Source organism: Segatella baroniae B14 (assembly GCF_022024235.1).
Lineage (GTDB): Bacteria > Bacteroidota > Bacteroidia > Bacteroidales > Bacteroidaceae > Prevotella > Prevotella bryantii.
This window is the reverse complement of record NZ_CP091799.1, coordinates 82,524-102,445: the sequence shown is the minus strand read 5'-3', so window position 1 is coordinate 102,445 and position 19,922 is coordinate 82,524. Positions and strand designations below refer to the sequence as shown.

At 38.7% G+C, this 19,922-nt stretch carries 10 protein-coding genes and 1 pseudogene; 4 read left to right on the top strand and 7 right to left on the bottom strand.

Annotation, left to right across the window (positions count from 1 at the left end):
• Positions 1-8: 8 nt before the first annotated feature.
• From L6469_RS00425 to L6469_RS00395, 7 genes and pseudogenes are all read right to left on the bottom strand, one after another.
• Entirely contained in the window at positions 9-2,021 is a 2,013-nt protein-coding gene (locus tag L6469_RS00425) for a hypothetical protein (RefSeq protein WP_074548606.1), read from the bottom strand.
• Positions 2,022-2,128: 107 nt separating this feature from the next.
• A complete protein-coding gene (locus L6469_RS00420) occupies positions 2,129-3,820 on the bottom strand; it encodes a RagB/SusD family nutrient uptake outer membrane protein (protein WP_039871375.1) in 1,692 nt (563 codons plus the stop codon).
• A 19-nt stretch (positions 3,821-3,839) separates the two neighbouring features.
• Entirely contained in the window at positions 3,840-6,665 is a 2,826-nt protein-coding gene (locus L6469_RS00415) for a SusC/RagA family TonB-linked outer membrane protein (RefSeq protein WP_074548610.1), read from the bottom strand.
• Between the two features lie 41 nt (positions 6,666-6,706).
• A complete protein-coding gene (locus L6469_RS00410; protein WP_006283702.1) occupies positions 6,707-8,770 on the bottom strand; it encodes a RagB/SusD family nutrient uptake outer membrane protein in 2,064 nt (687 codons plus the stop codon).
• 15 nt (positions 8,771-8,785) lie between these two features.
• Positions 8,786-11,983, bottom strand: a pseudogene (locus L6469_RS00405) (SusC/RagA family TonB-linked outer membrane protein).
• Between the two features lie 296 nt (positions 11,984-12,279).
• Positions 12,280-13,524 (bottom strand): rhamnogalacturonan acetylesterase, encoded by a 1,245-nt coding sequence (locus L6469_RS00400; protein ID WP_006283698.1) that lies wholly within the window; start codon positions 13,522-13,524, stop codon positions 12,280-12,282.
• A gap of 17 nt (positions 13,525-13,541) precedes the next feature.
• A complete protein-coding gene (locus tag L6469_RS00395) occupies positions 13,542-14,876 on the bottom strand; it encodes a glycoside hydrolase family 28 protein (protein ID WP_006283697.1) in 1,335 nt (444 codons plus the stop codon).
• Positions 14,877-15,042: 166 nt separating this feature from the next.
• On the opposite strand from L6469_RS00395, the gene sppA reads away from it, so the two are divergent.
• From sppA to thiL, 4 genes are read left to right on the top strand one after another with little or no spacing between them, the layout of a single operon-like run.
• Complete coding sequence (sppA, locus tag L6469_RS00390) at positions 15,043-16,824, top strand: signal peptide peptidase SppA (RefSeq protein WP_006283696.1); 1,782 nt, start codon at positions 15,043-15,045, stop codon at positions 16,822-16,824.
• A complete protein-coding gene (gene lpxK / locus L6469_RS00385; RefSeq protein ID WP_006283694.1) occupies positions 16,824-18,005 on the top strand; it encodes a tetraacyldisaccharide 4'-kinase in 1,182 nt (393 codons plus the stop codon). The genes sppA and lpxK overlap by 1 nt, the downstream gene beginning before the upstream one ends.
• Positions 17,890-18,702 (top strand): purine-nucleoside phosphorylase, encoded by an 813-nt coding sequence (locus tag L6469_RS00380; RefSeq protein WP_006283693.1) that lies wholly within the window; start codon positions 17,890-17,892, stop codon positions 18,700-18,702. The genes lpxK and L6469_RS00380 overlap by 116 nt, the downstream gene beginning before the upstream one ends.
• A 24-nt stretch (positions 18,703-18,726) precedes the next feature.
• The gene (gene thiL, locus L6469_RS00375) at positions 18,727-19,845 is read left to right on the top strand and encodes a thiamine-phosphate kinase (RefSeq protein ID WP_006283692.1); all 1,119 of its coding nucleotides are present in this window, start codon (positions 18,727-18,729) and stop codon (positions 19,843-19,845) included.
• The last annotated feature ends 77 nt before the right edge of the window (positions 19,846-19,922 follow it).

Sequence of the window (19,922 nt, the reverse complement as noted above, 5' to 3'; positions counted from 1 at the left end):
ATAAAAAATTACCTAACAACAAATTTCTTTCCATTCTGAACGTAAACGCCAGCCTTCAAGTTATTTTTACTTACACGAACACCACTGATGGTATAGATAGGAGCATCTGCATTCAACTTATTCTCTTCAACAGAAACTTCACTAATTCCAGTAGCATTCTTCTTTGGACTCATAACTAAAATACGAGCAATTACATCAGAGATACGATAAAGAGCAATCTGATCATTTCCCTTCAAAACACTTGTTATAGGAGCATTATGAGCTGCTACATAATCATCAAGAGTAGCTACTACTGGATGCAAAGAGTTTGAACCATAGTTGCTCAAAGAAGAAACCAAAACGATATCATCAGAGGTAAGACCATTAACGGTTAAATACAAACTTGTAATCCATGAGCCTGATAAATCATCACCTTTTCTACCTTCGAGATTCAAACCAACACCTGGCCAAATATGAACATTAACAGAAGGGATAGCTGTGAAAGCTACTTTATCTACAAGAATTGAATCTGTCCACTCTGAAGATTTCTTGGTATACTGTATAATATCATTGTATGTTAGTTTGGTATAAGTAGTATTACCTGTTGTTTCATCAACTACTTCTGTACCTTCCTGGTTACCATAGAGACGGCCATAAGTAGCATAATTTCCTGTTACCTTACCATCTTCATTAAAGCCTACAGGAATAGTCATATGAGCAAAGTCATAATCAGCTGATTGAGCATATTCTACATCGTTAACAATAGTTGTCTTAGTTTCACCATAACCAAATGCCTTTGAAACCAATTCAAGAGTTCCCTTTGAAGGGACTTCAATAGAAGAACCTGTCTTCAAATCAGAACCTTTAAGAACATCACCACCATCAGAAGGTGTAAATGTATAGTCCACAAAAACTGTAGGCAAAAGTGGAGTTGAACTATTATCAACAGTCATTGTATAAGTTTTACCAAAACCTTCAGTAACGTTAGTTACTGATAAAGCAGCAGCAGGAAGGGCAATGATTTCGTTAGAAACCTCCTCAGAAATCTTTTCAGAAGTTGCACTACCAGAAGTTGTCCATGCAACTAATGTACCAGTAGCACACGCATCATTCACTAATTCCTCATTTTCCGGATTAAAATTTGGATTATTTGACCAAACATAATTACCATCACAGTCAGCAAATGATATAGGATCAAGTTCGTTTCCTTGGAAGCTCAAATGAAGAGTTTCACCCTTCAGGAATTGAATCTTGTAAATACGCTGCTGATTATTAATACCAGTTAGAGCCACAGAAGGGTTATTTGCGACATCCTCATCTACATAAGTACTAACTCTGATATTATCGAAAACCTGATTATGGTTAAAACGAGCACCGAGGAAATAAAGACCAGTCGCAATCATGCTTGTTCCCTCTGGAACAGTATAAGTATTAGACGCAACTGTCACTTCTTTAGCAGGATTCTCAATTTTCCAATCAACAGTACGAGCTATCGTATCAATATCAAGGGTAACTTTATAGAAAACACCTGAAGATAATGTAACTGTGTATGCAGAATCACCATTAATAGCAAAGACCTGATCACCGGTAGCAGCTAAAGCCTTACCACCACTAGCCTCAGGTATTTGTGTCAAGTCAAACAACCAGTTTGCACTATTAGCTCGAAAGTTATTATTTGGCTTTTTCGTACAATTGGTCTCATCACTCATGATGGTATACTCTGTCGTTGAATGGTTGTTACCCCAAGCAGTCGCACTCATGTCAAACGATACTGTATAACTAGCAACATTTTCACTCTTAATCAAGTCTGTACCCCAAAGCAAATGAGCAGAACGGTCATTACCACTTTGAGTGAACCGAATAAATTTACCAAACTGATCACCACTAATAGACAACCCTGCTGCTGCTGATGGAGATACCCATTGAGTAGAAGCAACATCTGTAGCCGCCTCAAAGTTCTGATTATACAGGACTTTAATACTCGCATTTGCACTCGTTGCAAAAGCAACAAGAGCTGTCAAGAAAAGATAAAATTTTCTCATAGATAACAAGTTTAAATTATTAAGTTTGTAAAAAGTATTAGACTAAGTATTGGCTAAGGTATAAAAACCTTAGCCAAACAATATGAAATCATGAGGTCGTTAACACATTAATACCCTGGATTCTGAACATAATTACAGTTCATGATATCCTTCTGAGGGAATGGGAAGAGATACCAAGCATCCTTCCAAGTACGTGTCTCAAGAGTACCTGGTGTATAAGTCAAACTACCATCTGTATTCTTGGTAATCGTCATTTTTTTGATAGTCTTCAAGTATTCTGGAGCTTCCTTCCATCTACGAAGATCAAAGAAGCGATGCCCCTCAAAAGCAAGTTCTACGAAACGTTCATTCTCATACTTCTTCTTGAATGCATCAAAATCCAAATTTGTAGCCAAATCAGGTTGACCAGCACGTTTACGAACCGTATTAATGGCTTGAGCTGCCGTCATCGACAAACCTGTAGGAGCAGTATAGCCGCTACCCGTGTAGTTAAGTGCAGCTTCTGCATAGTTCAAATAGAACTCTGCCAGACGGAATGTAATCCAAATATGATAGAAGCTACTTGCACCATTAGCCTTAATGATTGTACTCTGGTTAACGTATTTCTTCAAATAATAACTGGTTGGAGTACCATAGGTAACAGAAGAAGAATTTGCACCACCAACATATGTCTCCAATTCTTGATCAGGCCAAACTTCTCCGTTACGAGCCACAATAAGAGCAAGACGCTTATCACGATTAGCATATGGATTCTGAGGATCATAATTACTGCCCTCTTCATTTATAGCCTTACCGTTGGTCATTTCGAAAGCATCTACCAAGTTTTGCGTAGGGCAATTGCCACCACCTGCATTCTCAAGACCAATTGGGAAATTATATTTCTCAAAAGAGTTGCTGGCTGCTGTACGACGACCAAAGATAATTTCCTTCTGAGCATTAGCATCGCTCCAACTGTCGCTACCAAACATCTTAGCATAATCGTTAGATAATCCTTTGCCCTCATTTTTAGCTTCAACGATAACTTCATTACAACGTTTAGCTGCTTCAAGCCACAAATTCTTATCATTGTTAGTATTAAACAAAGGACTAGCATGGTACAAAGCAGCTCGTGCACGAAGAGCCATAACAGCCAATTTGTTAGCACGACCGGTCTCAGACTTTGTAGGATAACCAATAGCTGTATAGTCCTTAACAATACTATCTTGAATAGCTGCACATTCCGCATCAATAAACTGGAAAATAGAGTCAGATGATACCTGAGGAAGTGCATTGGCTTCGTCTGCATCCATATGCTTTGTTTTCAAAGGAATATTCTTATAACGACGAACCAATTCAAAATAGAAATAAGCACGAGCCCAACGAGCCTCATATGTATAGTTCTTATATTGGTTCATCTCCTCCTTATAATGCACATCAAGAAGGTATTCTGGGAAAGTCAAACCAGAGAAGTTATCAAGAACCAAATTACAATAACTGATACCATCCCAAGCTGTTGTCCAATAAGAGTTTTTTGAATTTGTAGCACTCCAAGCACCATTGTAGAAATCCTCTACAGCATTACCTGGATGTGAATATACAGATTCATCTGTCGCTGAACTCAACATTGCACCAGAATAATTACCAAAATCATAATCGATATCATTATAGATTTTGGTCATAAATCCTCCTACACGACCGAACATCTCCTGAATATATGCCTCATCATAGACATTATACTCTTCATAATTCATTTTGTCTGAGCATGAACTTAATGCAAGGAGTCCCGCAGCAGATGCCAAAAATATATTTCTAAGTTTCATAACTTTATTCAATTTATTATTAGAATGTAAGTGAAGCACCAACAACAAGACTGCGGTTCAACGGACTCGTTGCGCCATATGATTCTGCATCAACTGTCTTAATATGATCACAAGTAAATAAATCTACACCACGAACATACAGTTTAGCAGCATTTAAGAAACCTGTCTTGCTTAACAATTCCTTAGGGAAGTTATAATACACTTCTACATTGCGAAGCTTGAAGAAGCTACGATCACGCATCCAGAAAGAACTTGTCTGATAGTTATTAGCATTAGAGCTAGAACTTAAGCGAGGGAACTCTGCACTTGTATTAGATGGAGTCCAACGATTATCATAGACGTACTGAGAAAGAGTACGATTGCTGATTAAGCCCCAATAATAACCTGTTGTATTCAAAATAGCAGAATACTGTCCTACGCCCTGGAACATTGCATCAAAACCAAATCCTTTATACTCAGCACCAAGATGGAAAGTATAGTAAATTTCAGGAGCAGCGGTGCTATAACCTAATTTTACCTTATCATTATCATCAATCTTGTTATCACCGTTAACATCTTCATACTTGATATCACCAGGATGAACAGATGAATAAGTTTGGGTAGGACTATTTGCAATTTCCTCTTCACTTTGGAATAGACCAAGAGCCTTTAATCCCCAAATACTATTTAAAGGATAACCTGTTGTTACCAAATTATCATAAGCACGTGGCTCTTCTGCCTGATTATGAATCTTATTCTTATTCAAAGAGAAAGTTCCACCAACATTAAATTTAACCTGGCCAAATGTATGTGTATAATCAGCACTGGCTTCATAGCCCCAACTCTTTACAACACCCTGATTTACATAAGGTGCTGAAAAACCAATAATAGAGCCATAAGCACCTGAACCAGAAACCCAAATGTTATCACGATGCTGATAGTATAGATCCATTTGAATATTCAGACCTTTAAATAAGCTAGCATCAAAACCAAGATTAAACTTATCAGAAGTTTCATGATAAGGACTTATGGTTGCCATCTGACCCAAAGTTGTTCGACCGAAATCGGAATCATAACCAGAATTAAAAGGATATGTTACACCATCAGTAGAATAACTCTGTGTATAATAAGTCCATACATTATCGCCTGGAAGATAATCAGCATTGAGGTGACCATAAGACACACGAAGTTTCAAAAGATCAATCCACTTCGAATCTTTAACATTGTTCTCGTTACTGATAATCCAAGCACCACTTATTGTTGGTGAGAAAGACCACTTGGTTCCCGGTGCTAAACGACTAGAACCAGAAGCTACGAGAGCTAACTCTGCAATATAACGATTCTTGTATTCATAATGATTGAGCCAAGAAGCATTCTGACGATAAACGGTTGTATTTACTCCTGTAGCATTTTCATATTCATAATCCCAACGCAAAGAAGAATACCAATAATGATGATGCTCAAAACTACGTTCAAAATTTAAGCCTCCATTAAAAGTAAAACGCTTATGATATGAATTCGTATTAGCTTCCTGACTTTGTGTACCAGCTTGACCACCAGTAGTTAAACCTGTACCAACAGGACTGCCAGATTCCCAATCAATAGCGGTGTAATATGAATAAGGGAATGTTTTACTATGATTCTCATAAACAGTAGAATAAGTATCATAGCCAAATTTTAAAGTTGCACTTAAACCTTTCAAGAACATACCTAAATCTTGATCTAAGGTTACATCACCATATAATGCACGATTATGCAATTTATAATAAGCAGCACCAGCTGTATTCGCCACAGGATTATTGGTACCAGCCCATGTTACGCTACCACCCCAAAGATCAGTTTCTGCATTTTTAATTGGGAATGCAGCTGCTGGCAAAGCATATACCAAGCCCCAAAGATCGGTCTGGTTACCAGGACGAGACATTTCACTTAACATACCCAAGGCATTCACCTTCATCTTGGTCGTATTGGTCAAATCGACATCAAGATTTATACGAAGGTTACCACGTACGAATTTATCCTGAGTATTGTTACCATTATCATCCTTCGTGTTGTTGATGAATCCTTTATCAGAAAGCAAATTCACCATCGTATAATAACGGAAATTATTCGTTCCACCCGTGAACTCTGCACCTATTTTATTGGTTACACCATGATGACGGAACGTTTCATCTACCCAATTTACATTTGGATAGAGATTAGAATAAGTTCCATTTCGGAACGCTTCTATTTCCTGTCCTGTATATTTAGCAGAAGCACCCTCGTTAGCCAAAGCCTCATTCATTGCGCTCGCATATGTAGGTGCATCAATAAACTTAGGACGATCTATCTGGTAATTAAATAAATGGTCGTAAGTTACCTTAATTTCTTTAGAATTATACTTACCACGTTTTGTTGTTACCTGAATAGCACCATTAATACCCTTATAACCATAAAGAGCTGTTGCTGCTGCATCTTTCAAGATGGCTACACTCTCAACCTCAAGTGGATCTATAAAGGTAATATCACGCTCAATTCCATCAACCAATATTAAAGGATTGCTAGTACTTAATGACTGAAGTCCACGAACATAAAAAGTAGGATCAGCAGCATAATACAAACCTGCATTTTGCAAAGAGACAAGACCATTACCACCCTGACCTATAATAGAATTGCCGATGTTTTTGGCTGAACGCTTATTTACATCTTTATTCTCGATAACGGTAACTGCTGCCGTAGAATGCTTACGTGTAAAATTCTTGTTGGCTCCAACCTCAATAGTCTGATTAACAAATCGACTAGCAGAACTAACAGAATCATTTTGCGCTACTGCTGGTAAGACAGAACTTACCAGCAGAGAAATCGCATATATATTTTTCTTATTCATTGTGATTCAATTAACAATTGATAATAAACATATCAAAAAAATTACCATCCTGGATTCTGTACCAGACCATACTGCTTATTGATTTCTGACTGTGGGAAAGGCCACAAGAACCATTTAGTAACAGTCTGTGATGTTGGATTCTGACCCCATAATGCATGTTTACGATTTTGGATTTCAAACTTCTCATATTCAAAACGAGAAGGTTCAACCTCTCCTGCATCTTTATCTGCACCCATCCAAGGACCATATACTCTAACCCACTTACCGGCAGCATTCTTCTGCATACGATAAGTTATCAGACCATGCAGAGGTTTTGTCATCCAATCACCTCTCTTATAACGAATCATATCATAATAGTGATTGTTGCTCAAGCCTAACTCACAAGCGCGTTCGCGAAGGATTTCATTGATCAAATTATCCTTGTTTGAAGTCAAATTAAGAGTTGGATTACAACTAGCTAATGGATCCAAACCAACACGACTACGAACTATATCAACCTGATCAAGAGCAGATGTCAGATTACCTGTCTGTGCCAAACATTCAGCATACATCAGATACATTTCATCCAAACTCAAATATACCCACTGAGTATACTGACGAAGGTAGTCCTGATTCATATAATATTTGTTATCATCGTAACCTGTAGCATAACGTGAAGTTAAGGCCTCGGTCACCTTTACTTTACTGGTCTTATCATCATAAGAAGCGACATTATAAGCAGCATCATAGCCACCGACCCAAAGTTCATAAACATCACCATTAGATGTACCAGAAGTCCAGTCTAAAGACTTTTGCTGACCATTAACAATACACTCTTCATATAAACGAGGGTCGCGAGATGCAGTTTTTACAACACCACCACGAACAGCTTTGTACTTATAGAACATACGACCATTAACCCCTGTTAAACGTCCCTTAATAGAATCAGTTTTCCAATTAAATGGAGTACCATCGCTCCAAGGGAACATTTCTATATATTCCTGAGTAGGAAGACAGTTTTGGCGAGCAGGAGAATCATGCCATTGATGCCAAGTATAAGTACCAGACTTAAATGCATCTACACCACCAACACGAACAGAGTGAATAATCTCATGACTACCCTGATGTGCATAACCTTTACGATAGGCCTGACGATAACCATCCGGAGTTCTTGTACAACCGACATCTTCTGGTTGTGTCAATTTATACCAACCATGAGCGCTCAATTCTGCAAAGAAATCTTGACAAGCCTTAAGAGCTTTCTGCCAACGTGTTGCATCATAATTACCATACCATACCAAATGTTTCTGCTCAGCCTCTGAAGAACCACCATAATAACCCTGGTCTGCATTGAAGATTGGAGAAGCAGCGAAAGTCAAAATTTTAGCTTTCAAGGCCATAGCTCCAGCCTTAGTCCAACGGCCAATATTATTGGTAGAATCTGTCTCTGTAGTATTACCATCATAAGCCCAACGTAAACCACCAGACTGAATTGCCTCATCCAACAAACCTGTCATAAATTGTACTGTTGAATCTACAGTTGCACGTGGCAACTCATAGCTACCCTCGGTACCTGTATAAGCATGATCTACAATCGGAAGTCCACCATAAACAGAGAACAAATCAAAGTAACGTGCTGCTATCAGACATTTAGCCTGTGCTTCCATACTAGCCTTTTCAGCATCTGTCAAGCCTGGTACAGTAGGAAGATGCTCAATTAATTTCCAACCTGCACGAACAGCCTGCCATACATTATCATTACTATATGAGAACAATGGCGTTTGAGTAGCATCCAATGTTCCAGAATAATAAGCCTTATAAATAGTATTATTATCCCAATGCATTAACCAACAATCGGTAACCTGATCAAATTTACCAGTCCATGGACTAGCAGAATTACCACAATTATTATTATATGGTAATCCATAATACTGAAGTGCATATATGGAATTTAAGAACTGACCAGTATATTCTGCACTGTTAAAAACAGTATCCTCTGTTACCGTGTTACCAGCAGCCTTATCCAAGAAAGAATCACCAAAAGCAACTTTGTCGGTACAAGCAGTAAACATCGCAGTACCCAACAAAAGGCAAGTAACTCCTTTATATAATTTATTTAATTTCATAATTATCTTTATCGTTTAGAATCCAACCTTTACACCAAGTGTATATGTTCTCTGAAGTGGATAAGAAGGTGCATTAGAAGCACGAGTCTCAGGATCACCCCACTTATAAGGAGTAACTGTAAAGAGGTTGTAACCACTCAAAGAAACTTGTAACTGAGTTAAGCCCAAAGTCTTCATGAATGGGAATTTGAAATCATATGCAACCATCAAGGTCTTCAAACGCAAGTATTTAGCATCCTTTTCATATAATGTAGAAGTAGCATAGTTCTGAGCGGCATTTGTCCAAGTCGCACGTGGATATTCAGAACTCTGAGAAGGATTCTCTGCAGTCCAAGTGTTATCTACATGATACTGAAGCAAGCCACCTTCTGTTGTAGAAGAAGAACTATAGAATGGCTGACGGAACACATCACTAAGCATACGAGATACATTCCAAGCGCCTGTGAACTGAGCATTCAATGAAAGACCTTTCCACTGGAAACCGAAGTTCAAACCTGCAATATACTCAGGATCATCTGTATAACCATAATCACGGCTCATATCATTACCATCTATGATTCCATTTTTATCCAAATCTACATAAACAGCATCACCAGGTTCCAACGTATTTACCAACTGCTTAGGGAACGCAGAACCAAATTCCTTTTCATAATCAGTCTCAGCTCCTTCATAGTAGAATTTCCAGAACTTATACTGAGAACGAGCACCAATACGATGACCCTTAGAATACTGATATTCGTTATTCATAGGTGCCTCTCGAGCATCAATGACTTCATTCTGGTTATAAGAAAGATTTGCCTTTACCCAATAGCGGAATTCCTTGCCAATCTTATCATTCCAGTTTAAAGAAACTTCATAACCCCAAGATTTCGCTTCACCCAAGTTTGCACGAGGTGCAGTAAAACCTATGAAAGTAGGAACAGTACCATCAGAAACGAAGATATCCTTACGACGCTCCCTGAAATAATCAAATGTTGCACGAAGACGATCATTAAAGAAATTAACATCTACACCATAATCCTGCTTAAAGGCAGTTTCCCATGTAATATCTGGATTATGCTTTTGAGATTCGATAGCACCATACTTTGTTGTACCATTTTCTACACCAAAGTTGTAACCATATGCACCACCATCTTTACCTGTTCTATTGAACAAAGCTGTCTGGTTAGGTGTATATGGGTCTGCTGTATAGTAGAATCGATAAGCAGAACCCAACCAGTCATTACCAACAAGGCCCCATGATGCACGAAGTTTCAAGAAAGAAATCACTTTCTTTAAAGGCTTAAAGAATGGCTCGTCACTAGCTACCCATCCCACAGAACCTGCAGGGAAGAAACCATATCGCTTTTCTGGTGCAAAGTTTTCAGAACCATTATAACCTACGTTAAACTCAGCCATATAACGGTTATTCCAGTCGTAAGTAACACGACCAACCAAACCTACATAACCATGAGGAATATCAGAATAACTACCAGAAGGATAATAAGTCTTACTCTGATTATACAAAGCAAGAGCTCCGACGGTGTGCATACCAAAGGTACGATTATAATTAAAAGCGGTTTCAAAATACCAATCACGTGCCTTGCCACGACTTTCAGCATATGAAGGTTCTGTCGTATCACCATTCTTACGATAAAGATATGTAGAATTACCTTCAGCATCAAGCCCCTGATATACTGGGGTATAAGTAGCTACAGAAGCAGAGCCCTGCTTATAAACATCAAACTGGCTATTATATGAGCCCTTAACTCTCCAAGAAAGACCTTTTGTAATGAAATCCAATTTTTGAGTAAGTTGCAAGTCCATACTCAACTTATTCTTATTAGTGTTCATAAAACCAGAACCATAATAAGTCATAGCTGTACTTCCTACAAATGGAAGGACTTGACCGTCACTGTTATCTGCTGTTGATACAGTATTTACAATATAACGACCATCAACAATACCAGGACTTGAGAAAGGAGTCGCATAATAAATATTCTTTATCATACCAGATGAGCCCTGACCTGTATATGGTTTTTTAGCCTCATCTATCATACCAGAAAGATTCGCACTCAACGTAGTTGTTGGAGTGAGATCCAAGTCTATATTAGCACGATAGTTAAAGCGCTCATAACGATAATCATTATCATATGACTCATCAAACTGCTTGAACAAGCCACCAGTGGTATACATACCAGCACTGATGAAATAGCGGAGTTTCTTAGTACCACCAGAAATATTCACGTTACTCTGTGTCTGCAAAGTAACATCTTTCATAATGTAATCAGCCCACTTCATATTTGGGAAACGAATAGGATCGTCACCATTTTTGAAGTGATCAATAACAGACTGTGAAAAACGAGCTCCACTACCATCATTGGCTAACATTGCATTATAGAATGTGGCATAATCATAAGAAGAAGCTTGCTCTACCATTTTAGTAGGTGTCAGCGCTGAGAATGTTGTAGAAGCTGTAATTTTAGCTTTACCCTCCTGACCACGTTTGGTAGTAATCAAAACAACACCATTTGCACCACGTACACCGAACACAGCAGTAGCAGATGCATCTTTCAAGACCGTAATGCTTTCAATTTCATTAGGGTCTATATCGCTCATAGAACGTTCTACACCATCAACTTGAATCAATGGAGAAGAATTTTCCCATGAACCTTTACCACGAACGAAAATAGAAGCTGCATCACTACCAGGCTCACCGGAATACTGAACAGTTGTCACACCTGAAAGCTGACCCGCCAAAACATTATTAACAGAAGATATTGGAGTTTTTACCAAATCATCACCTTTGACAGATGACAAAGCACCTGTAACGGTCACTTTCTTCTGAACACCATAGGCTACAACTTCGACGCCTTTCAGATTTACAGCACCAGCAGATTTCAGCTGCACTTTTAAACCATTCTTTGCATCTACTGTTACATTATCATAACCAATTTAAGAGATTTGTAGTTTGGTACCTGGCTTTACATTCAATACAAAATTACCATCCAAGTCGGTTACTGTTCCTGTGCCCTTGGCACCAACTACCTTGATAGTAGCACCAATAACAGGCTCACCCATATCATCTACTACAGTACCCTTGATACTGTTAGCCTGCTGGGCAATCTGAACTGCAGCATTAGCTGTCTGCACTCCGTAAGGACTGAATGCTAAAGCCGAACATGCAACTACCGTTGGTAGAGCTGTTGTTTTTAATAGCTTTTTACTATTCATGTTATTAATTAGGTTGTTATATTATCTTTATTAGGTCCACATGTAACCAGCACAAGGTCTTTCGTGGCATATTTTGTTAAAATTAGGCCGTAGGTTGATGCGCAACCGATGGTATAATCTTATTAAGTATAGTTTATTACGATGGCAAAAGTACCTAAAATTGTATCTATACACCCGTAATTTTTGATTACAAGACTTTATTTTTTGATATTTAACATTTACAATGAGTACAAAAAAAAATCCCCTTCCAAAACTCACGTTCAAGAAGGGGAAAATACCTTTTTTATTATATATATCTAATTACCATCTGGCTTTATCGTCTCATAAATCGGACAAAGTGCCCAATGAAATGTTTTCCAATCATCTGGTTGGGCTGGATTATAATCTTTCCAATCATTTCTTAAATTATTAACAATTGGCAACTGAAGCTTTTTCATGCCCATCACAACCATTTTTGACACTTCATAAGCGCCATATTGATTGAAGTGTGTATTATCTGCCAATGCTGTTGTCTGACCAGGAAATGTATTTGCTGGATAATGAACCAAAGCTTTCGTACTATTGTCATAACCTAAAGTTTCGAAGAATGTACGAGTCATGTCATGAAGTTCTATTACAGGAACCTTTTCTCGAATAGCAACAGCACGCATCGCCTCCGGATAATTACTGTGTGTTTCTAAAATTTTAGTCTTACTTGTATCCCATGCACGACGCTGCGTTGGAGTAACAAAAATTATGGTTGCCCCTGCTTTGCGAGTCATATCTATAAATTTCTTCAATGCAAAGGAGAAATTATAATATGCGCCAGCACCGGGACCTTTTTCTTTCTGATCATTATGACCAAATTCACAAAGCACATAATCACCCTTCTTAATCATACTCATAATTTTATCAAGACGTTTCTGGGCGATAAAAGATGATGCCGTAAGTCCACTTTCCGCAAAGTTAGCAAAACATACCTGATCATCAAACCAGCGAGGAATCATCTGTCCCCAACTAGCCCAAGGCTCTTTGGCTTGATCGACAACAGTAGAGTTGCCACAAAGGAAAACTGTAGGTGCTATCGTATCACGCTCAACTCGTATCTCCCGAACAGCAGGAGCAGAACCATTAAACTCCAATGTCAGGCGATCATCCCAATGAAGATATTCTCTCTCCCTATCTTTTATAAGTACGCGTTCCTTATTATTAATATAAGGGCTGCGCTTATTGACCAAAAACGAGAATGTCTGATATTTACCTTTCTTCGTTACGCACTCTTCAAGAAAGAGACGACGACATTCCGCACGAACAACTGTAGATGCTGCACGCTTACTACTACCTAAAGTTACGGTAACACGATAATTACCATCCGGAACTTTTACAGAAAAAAAGAATGCTTTTTTAATATCTTTCTGTTCTGGTGCAGCTACAACATCATAGCCATATCCTGCTTGATCTGTATAATTAGGCTGACTTTTTGTCATATCAAACTGATATGTCTGAGCAGACACCCCTAATGCACTCAAAAGCAAGCCTGCTAATAACAATTTTATTTTCATGGTCCTTCCTATAATCATTACTTCACCTTTTCACCATTGATGACAACATTCTTTACCGTTGTATTGGTAATCATATTCTTATCGAATGAATTTTTCTCATCCTGAATATGGATATCCTTAAATGAAAAATCATTCAAGATGTATTTATCGCTAGTCCCTACATTAAAGAAATTACCACAATCCATTTTAATATTTTCTATCGCAATATTATTGCACTGACTTGTAGGCATATCCGGACGATTCTGCTTTTCATAGAACTGGGTCCAAGGACGAACAACTAAGAAGTTCTCACAATTACCAGTAATATTGCTTACTGTAACATACTCATAATGCTGAGGTGTATCAGGACGCATCTTTAACCAAAGCACACGATGTGCTTTATCAACCTTAATGTTACGAAGGATAACATTACGGTCGTGAACACTTTCACTTCCCAATGTCAGACAACCATGGACAATACCATAATGACAATTCTGAATCATGATACGATTGCAAGGACCATTCGTTGAATCAACATCAGCATAAGTACCCTTACCACCTTTTAATACTACGGCATCATCATTTACATTCATGAAACAGCCATTTATCAAAACATCATCGCATACATCGATATCAATAGCATCACTACTTGGTGCCTTTACACCCTCTGTCGGAGCATATATATAGCAATCTAAATAACGCACATGGTTGCTTCTATAGAGATGATTGGTCCAGAAAGGACTATTGATAAGATGCACATCCTGTACGGTTACATTCTTACAATTAGAAATATAAACAAGACGAGGACGCTGAGCATCTTTATTGGTGCACTGACGATTCCATTCGCGACGAATCCAAAATTCCTTCCAATAATGATAGCCATTACCATTAATTGTTCCCTTTCCGGCGATGGTAAATCCATCCAGACCATCGGCATTAACGATAGCCGTAAAATACTTACAGGTTTGCCCTTCGATACGAGTTTCTTGAATAGCAAAGTTCTCAATACGATCAGACCCCTTGAGCACACCACCTTCTTCTACATAAAGATGAGTACCCTTCTTAAAAAATAAACTACCCGTCTGAAAAGTTCCCTTAGGAACTACAACTACACCACCTCCCTGTTGAGAAGCCACATCTATAACTTTCTGTATAGCAGCAGTTTGCACTAGATTACTATCGCGAACAACACCATAGTCTGTAATCACATATTTCTTGCCCAACTGTGCTACATCAACCTTAGTGGTATCATTAAACCAAGAATCTATAGGAGTGCCATCAGGCCATAATTGTTTTTTTGCTTTGGCATTTACAGTCTGACAACCAGACCAGCCAGCTACAAATAATAAGGCTATTAATAAGATTTTTTTCATCGTTTAGAGTAAAAGTTATATGTCTGCAAAGATACAAAAAGATTTATCTGCCAATTTTTAGGATTTGGTAAAAAAACTCTGATTTTTGATAAAAACAATACATTTACTCCTATATGACAAAATATTTTTGCTATCTTTGCGGAACAAAACTTATCAAAAACGAAGTATGAAGGATTTCTTAAAAAATGTACTTGCCACTATCATAGGTATTTTTCTGTTTGGGTCTCTTATTGGATTTTTCGGCCTAATCAGCCTTATCGGTATGATTTCTTCGAAAAGCGCAGGAACTACTTTACAGGACAATTCCGTTTTGGTTCTTAAACTTCAGGGAATAATTAACGAACAGGCAAGCGATAACTTCATTGGACAGATTACAGGGCATCAAATCAACCAAATCGGTATGAACGAAATGATGTCAGCCATCAAAAAAGCCAAAAATGATAAGCATATTCAGGGTATCTATTTGGAGTCAGGCTTTTTGTCTGCAGACTGGGCTACCGTGCAAGAGATAAGAGGTGCATTACAAGATTTCCGTAAATCAGGTAAATGGATTATCGCTTATGGTGAACGCTTTAATCAGCCTACATACTATATCAGTACTGCTGCCAATAAGGTATACCTCAATCCTGAAGGTATGATTGACTGGCATGGTATAGCAGCTCAACCTGAATATTACAAAGACTTATTCGCAAAATTTGGGGTTCGTTTTCAAATTTTCAAAGTAGGAAAATATAAAAGCTATACCGAAACATTTACCGAAGACAAAATGAGTGACGCTAACCGTGAACAGATGAGTCGTATTATCAACGGTTTATGGTCTGAAGTGTGCACACAGGTTTCTCAGTCTCGTCACATCAGTACCAGCCAGCTTAACCAGTATGCTGATGAAATCGTTTCACTCGACGGAGGTAAATCATTACTTAAAAAGAATTTCGTAGATGGTCTTTTATATGCCGACGAAATAAAATCTGTAGTCAAAAAGCGACTCGGACTTGAAGACGATGACATGATTCATCAGGTGAGCGTTGCCGAAATGAACAAAGCTATTATCAACGAGGATAAGGGAGATAAAATCGCTCTATACTATTGTGAGGGTAGCATTATTGATAAGGCGAATTCATTGAATAACAATGAGCCACAGATTGTTGCGAGCAAAGTTTGCAAAGATTTGGAAGACATGGCCAATGATGACAGAATTAAAGCTGTAGTTCTCCGCATCAATTCCGGGGGTGGAGATGCTTATGCTTCAGAGCAAATTTGGCATTATGTCAAGAAGTTGAATGCCCAAAAGCCTGTAGTGGTATCAATGAGCGGCATGGCTGCTTCAGGAGCTTACTATATGAGCATGGGCGCACGATGGATTGTAGCTCAACCTACTACAGAAACTGGAAGTATTGGTATTTTTGCAGCCATTCCAGACTTTAGTGGACTGATGACACAAAAACTTGGCATTAAATTTGATGAGATAGGAACCAATAAGAATAGCACATTCTCAATGAATAACCCTATCCCTATGGCAAGACCATACAATGAAGATGAAGCCAAAGCGCTGCAGAGATATGTTGACAGAGGTTATGACTTATTCTGCCAACGCGTAGCGGATGGAAGAAAATTGTCTGTAAATCAAGTACATGAGGTAGCACAAGGGCATGTATTCTTAGGAACAGATGCCATCAAACTCAAACTGGTAGACCAATTAGGCAGTATGGATGATGCTATCCAAAAAGCGGCTTCATTTGCCAAACTGAAAAACTATTATACAGTAGACTATTCACAACCTACGAATTGGATAGACCAACTACTTGGTATAACAGAAGACAGCAACTCTTTAGATGAACAACTTCGTTTGGCATTAGGTGAATACTATACACCATTTATGATGTTACGAAACATCAAGCAACACGAAGTATTACAGGCACGCATTCCATATATACTAAACTTGTATTAATGAGAACAGAAGGAGATTTCATAAAAATCAATGATTGGCTCTTACCTCTATCTTGGATTTACGGTGCAGGGGTAAGATTCCGAAACTGGCTTTTTGATGTAGGCATCAAGAAGTCGAGAGCATTTGATATACCTGTCATCTCTGTAGGTAATATCACCGTAGGAGGGGCTGGTAAAACACCGCATGTAGAATATCTGATAAGATTATTGCAAGATGTAGCACAAGTTGCTATATTGAGTCGTGGCTATAAACGTAAAAGTCATGGTTATGTTTTGGCTGGTCCAAACACTGCCATGCCTGAAATTGGCGACGAACCTTACCAGATGCACCAGAAATTTCCAAATGCATTTGTTGCCGTTGACAAAGATAGATGCAGAGGCATCGATCATCTTTCCTTTGATGACGAAACACGCTCTACAGATGTCATCCTACTAGACGATGCCTTTCAGCATCGTTATGTTAAACCTGGCATCAATATCCTACTGATAGATTATCACAGACTGATTATTTACGACAAGTTATTACCTGCCGGCAGACTTCGTGAACCTCTAAGTGGTAAAAACAGAGCAGACTTGGTTATTATCACCAAATGTCCAAAAGACCTGAAACCTATGGAATTCAGAGTACTAACCAAAGCTATAGATCTGTTTCCATATCAACAGTTGTATTTTACGACACTAGATTACGACCCTCTCAACCCGATCTTCGATCAAGCAGAGAAAAAAGAGGTTGCACTTCAGGAATTACGCAATAAAAACGTACTTCTTCTGACCGGTATAGCTTCGCCTAAACAGATGATCATGGATCTGAGAACCTATCAACCCATCATCAAACCACTAACCTTTGGCGACCATCATCAGTTTACCAATAGAGACATTGAAAAAATCAATGAAACATTTGCAGCAATGTCATCACCTAAACTGATTATTACAACAGAAAAAGATGCTACACGCATCCAATGCCTCGAAGGTTTGAGTGAAGAAGTTAAAAAGAGCATTTACAGTCTGCCTATCAAAGTAAGATTTATGCTCAATGAAGAAGAATTTAATGAAAAAATAATAAGCTATGTACGAAAAAATTCAAGAAACAGCATCCTGGTTAAAAGAAAGGATGACCACAAGTCCAAAAACAGCAATCATTCTAGGAACGGGGCTGGGACAATTAGCTTCAGAAATAACTGACAGTTACGAGTTTTCGTATGCTGATATTCCAAACTTCCCAGTATCAACAGTAGAAGGACATGCTGGAAAATTGATTTTCGGTAAGTTAGGCGGTAAAGATATTGTCGCTATGGAGGGTCGTTTCCATTTTTATGAAGGCTATTCTATGAAGGAAGTTACTTTCCCAGAGCGAATCATGTACGAATTGGGTATCAAGACGCTTTTTGTATCTAATGCTTCTGGTGGTATGAATCCTTCATTCAAGATTGGCGACTTAATGATTATCAACGACCACATTAATTTCTTCCCAGAGCACCCACTCCATGGTCCAAACTTCCCTACAGGTCCTCGCTTCCCTGATATGCATGAAGCCTATGACCATCAGTTGATTAAATTGGCTGATGAGATTGCTCAAGAAAAAGGTATCGAAGTGAAACATGGCGTATATGTAGGTGTACAGGGACCTACCTTTGAGACCCCTGCCGAGTATCGCATGTACCGCATCCTTGGTGGTGATGCCGTTGGCATGAGTACTGTTCCAGAAGTCATTGTAGCTCGTCATTGTGGTATCAAAGTATTCGGAATTAGTGTAATCACAGACTTGGGAGGATTTGATGTTCCTGTAGAGGTTAGTCACGAAGAGGTTCAGAAGGCAGCCAACGAGGCTCAACCAAGAATGACTGAGATCTTCCGCGAAATCATTCGCCGGTCTGAATAATTATATGATTAAGAAATAAACTAGATGGAAATATCTAAATTAGGTGAGTTTGGTCTGATTAAGCGCCTCACAAAAGACATTGCTATCAAAAACGAGTCAACCGTATATGGTGTCGGCGATGATTGTGCCGTGATGCACTACCCAGACAAGGAAGTGCTGATGACTACAGATATGCTTATGGAGGGTATTCACTTCGACTTGACCTACATGGACTTGGAGCACTTAGGCTATAAGTCTGCCATGGTTAACTTAAGTGATATCTTTGCCATGAACGGAACGCCTCGCCAGCTCGTTGTAAGTCTTGCTGTAGATAAGCGCTTCAAAGTAGAAGATGTAGAAGCCTTCTATCGTGGTTTACGTGCAGCTTGCGATAAATGGAACGTTGATATCGTAGGTGGCGACACAACGTCATCTTATACAGGTCTTGCTATCAGCATTACTTGTATTGGCGATGCCCCAAAAGACGAAATCATATATCGAAACGGTGCTAAAGAAACCGATATCATCTGTGTCAGCGGAGACTTAGGAGCAAGCTACATGGGACTCCAACTTCTTGAACGCGAAAAGACCGTGTATTATGGTCAGATTAACGACTTTAACAAGAAACTGAAAGAGGCTAAGATTGCAGATGATAAAAATAAAGTAGCTGCTCTTGAAGCCAAAAGAAAAGAAGTATTTGATTTTCAACCAGATTTCTCAGGTAAAGAATATCTTTTGCAACGCCAGATTCAACCAGAAGCTCGTGGTGACATCAACCAAAAACTGAAGGAAGCAGGCATTCGCCCTACTTCTATGATGGATATTTCTGATGGTTTGAGTAGCGAACTGCTACACATTTGCAGCCAAAGCCACTGTGGATGCCGCATCTACGAAAAGAATCTGCCTATCGATTACCAAACAGCTGTGATGGCAGAAGAACTGAACATGAATGTCACTACTTGTGCACTGAATGGTGGCGAAGACTACGAATTAGTGTTCACAGTACCTATTGGTGATCACGAAAAGTTAGAAGGCATAGAAGGTATTCGTCAAATCGGCTATATTACAAAAGAAAACCTTGGTGCGATGCTGATTACACGCGACGATAAGGAATTTGAATTGAAAGCACAGGGGTGGAATCCTCTGTTTGATCAAAAAGACTAATCCAAGCGTTCTAGATGTTAACAAATATTAATGCATAGAACTTTTATGGATATTTTTTTGCGGGTTCAAAGTTTTTT

Excerpts from the sequence above, each read along its gene's own strand:
- L6469_RS00425 (WP_074548606.1), bottom strand. The coding sequence starts at position 2,021 with ATGAGAAAATTTTATCTTTTCTTGACAGCTCTTGTTGCTTTTGCAACG.
- L6469_RS00420 (WP_039871375.1), bottom strand. The coding sequence starts at position 3,820 with ATGAAACTTAGAAATATATTTTTGGCATCTGCTGCGGGACTCCTTGCA.
- L6469_RS00415 (WP_074548610.1), bottom strand. The coding sequence starts at position 6,665 with ATGAATAAGAAAAATATATATGCGATTTCTCTGCTGGTAAGTTCTGTC.
- L6469_RS00410 (WP_006283702.1), bottom strand. The coding sequence starts at position 8,770 with ATGAAATTAAATAAATTATATAAAGGAGTTACTTGCCTTTTGTTGGGT.
- L6469_RS00400 (WP_006283698.1), bottom strand. The coding sequence starts at position 13,524 with ATGAAAATAAAATTGTTATTAGCAGGCTTGCTTTTGAGTGCATTAGGG.
- L6469_RS00395 (WP_006283697.1), bottom strand. The coding sequence starts at position 14,876 with ATGAAAAAAATCTTATTAATAGCCTTATTATTTGTAGCTGGCTGGTCT.
- sppA (WP_006283696.1), top strand. The coding sequence starts at position 15,043 with ATGAAGGATTTCTTAAAAAATGTACTTGCCACTATCATAGGTATTTTT.
- lpxK (WP_006283694.1), top strand. The coding sequence starts at position 16,824 with ATGAGAACAGAAGGAGATTTCATAAAAATCAATGATTGGCTCTTACCT.
- L6469_RS00380 (WP_006283693.1), top strand. The coding sequence starts at position 17,890 with ATGTACGAAAAAATTCAAGAAACAGCATCCTGGTTAAAAGAAAGGATG.
- thiL (WP_006283692.1), top strand. The coding sequence starts at position 18,727 with ATGGAAATATCTAAATTAGGTGAGTTTGGTCTGATTAAGCGCCTCACA.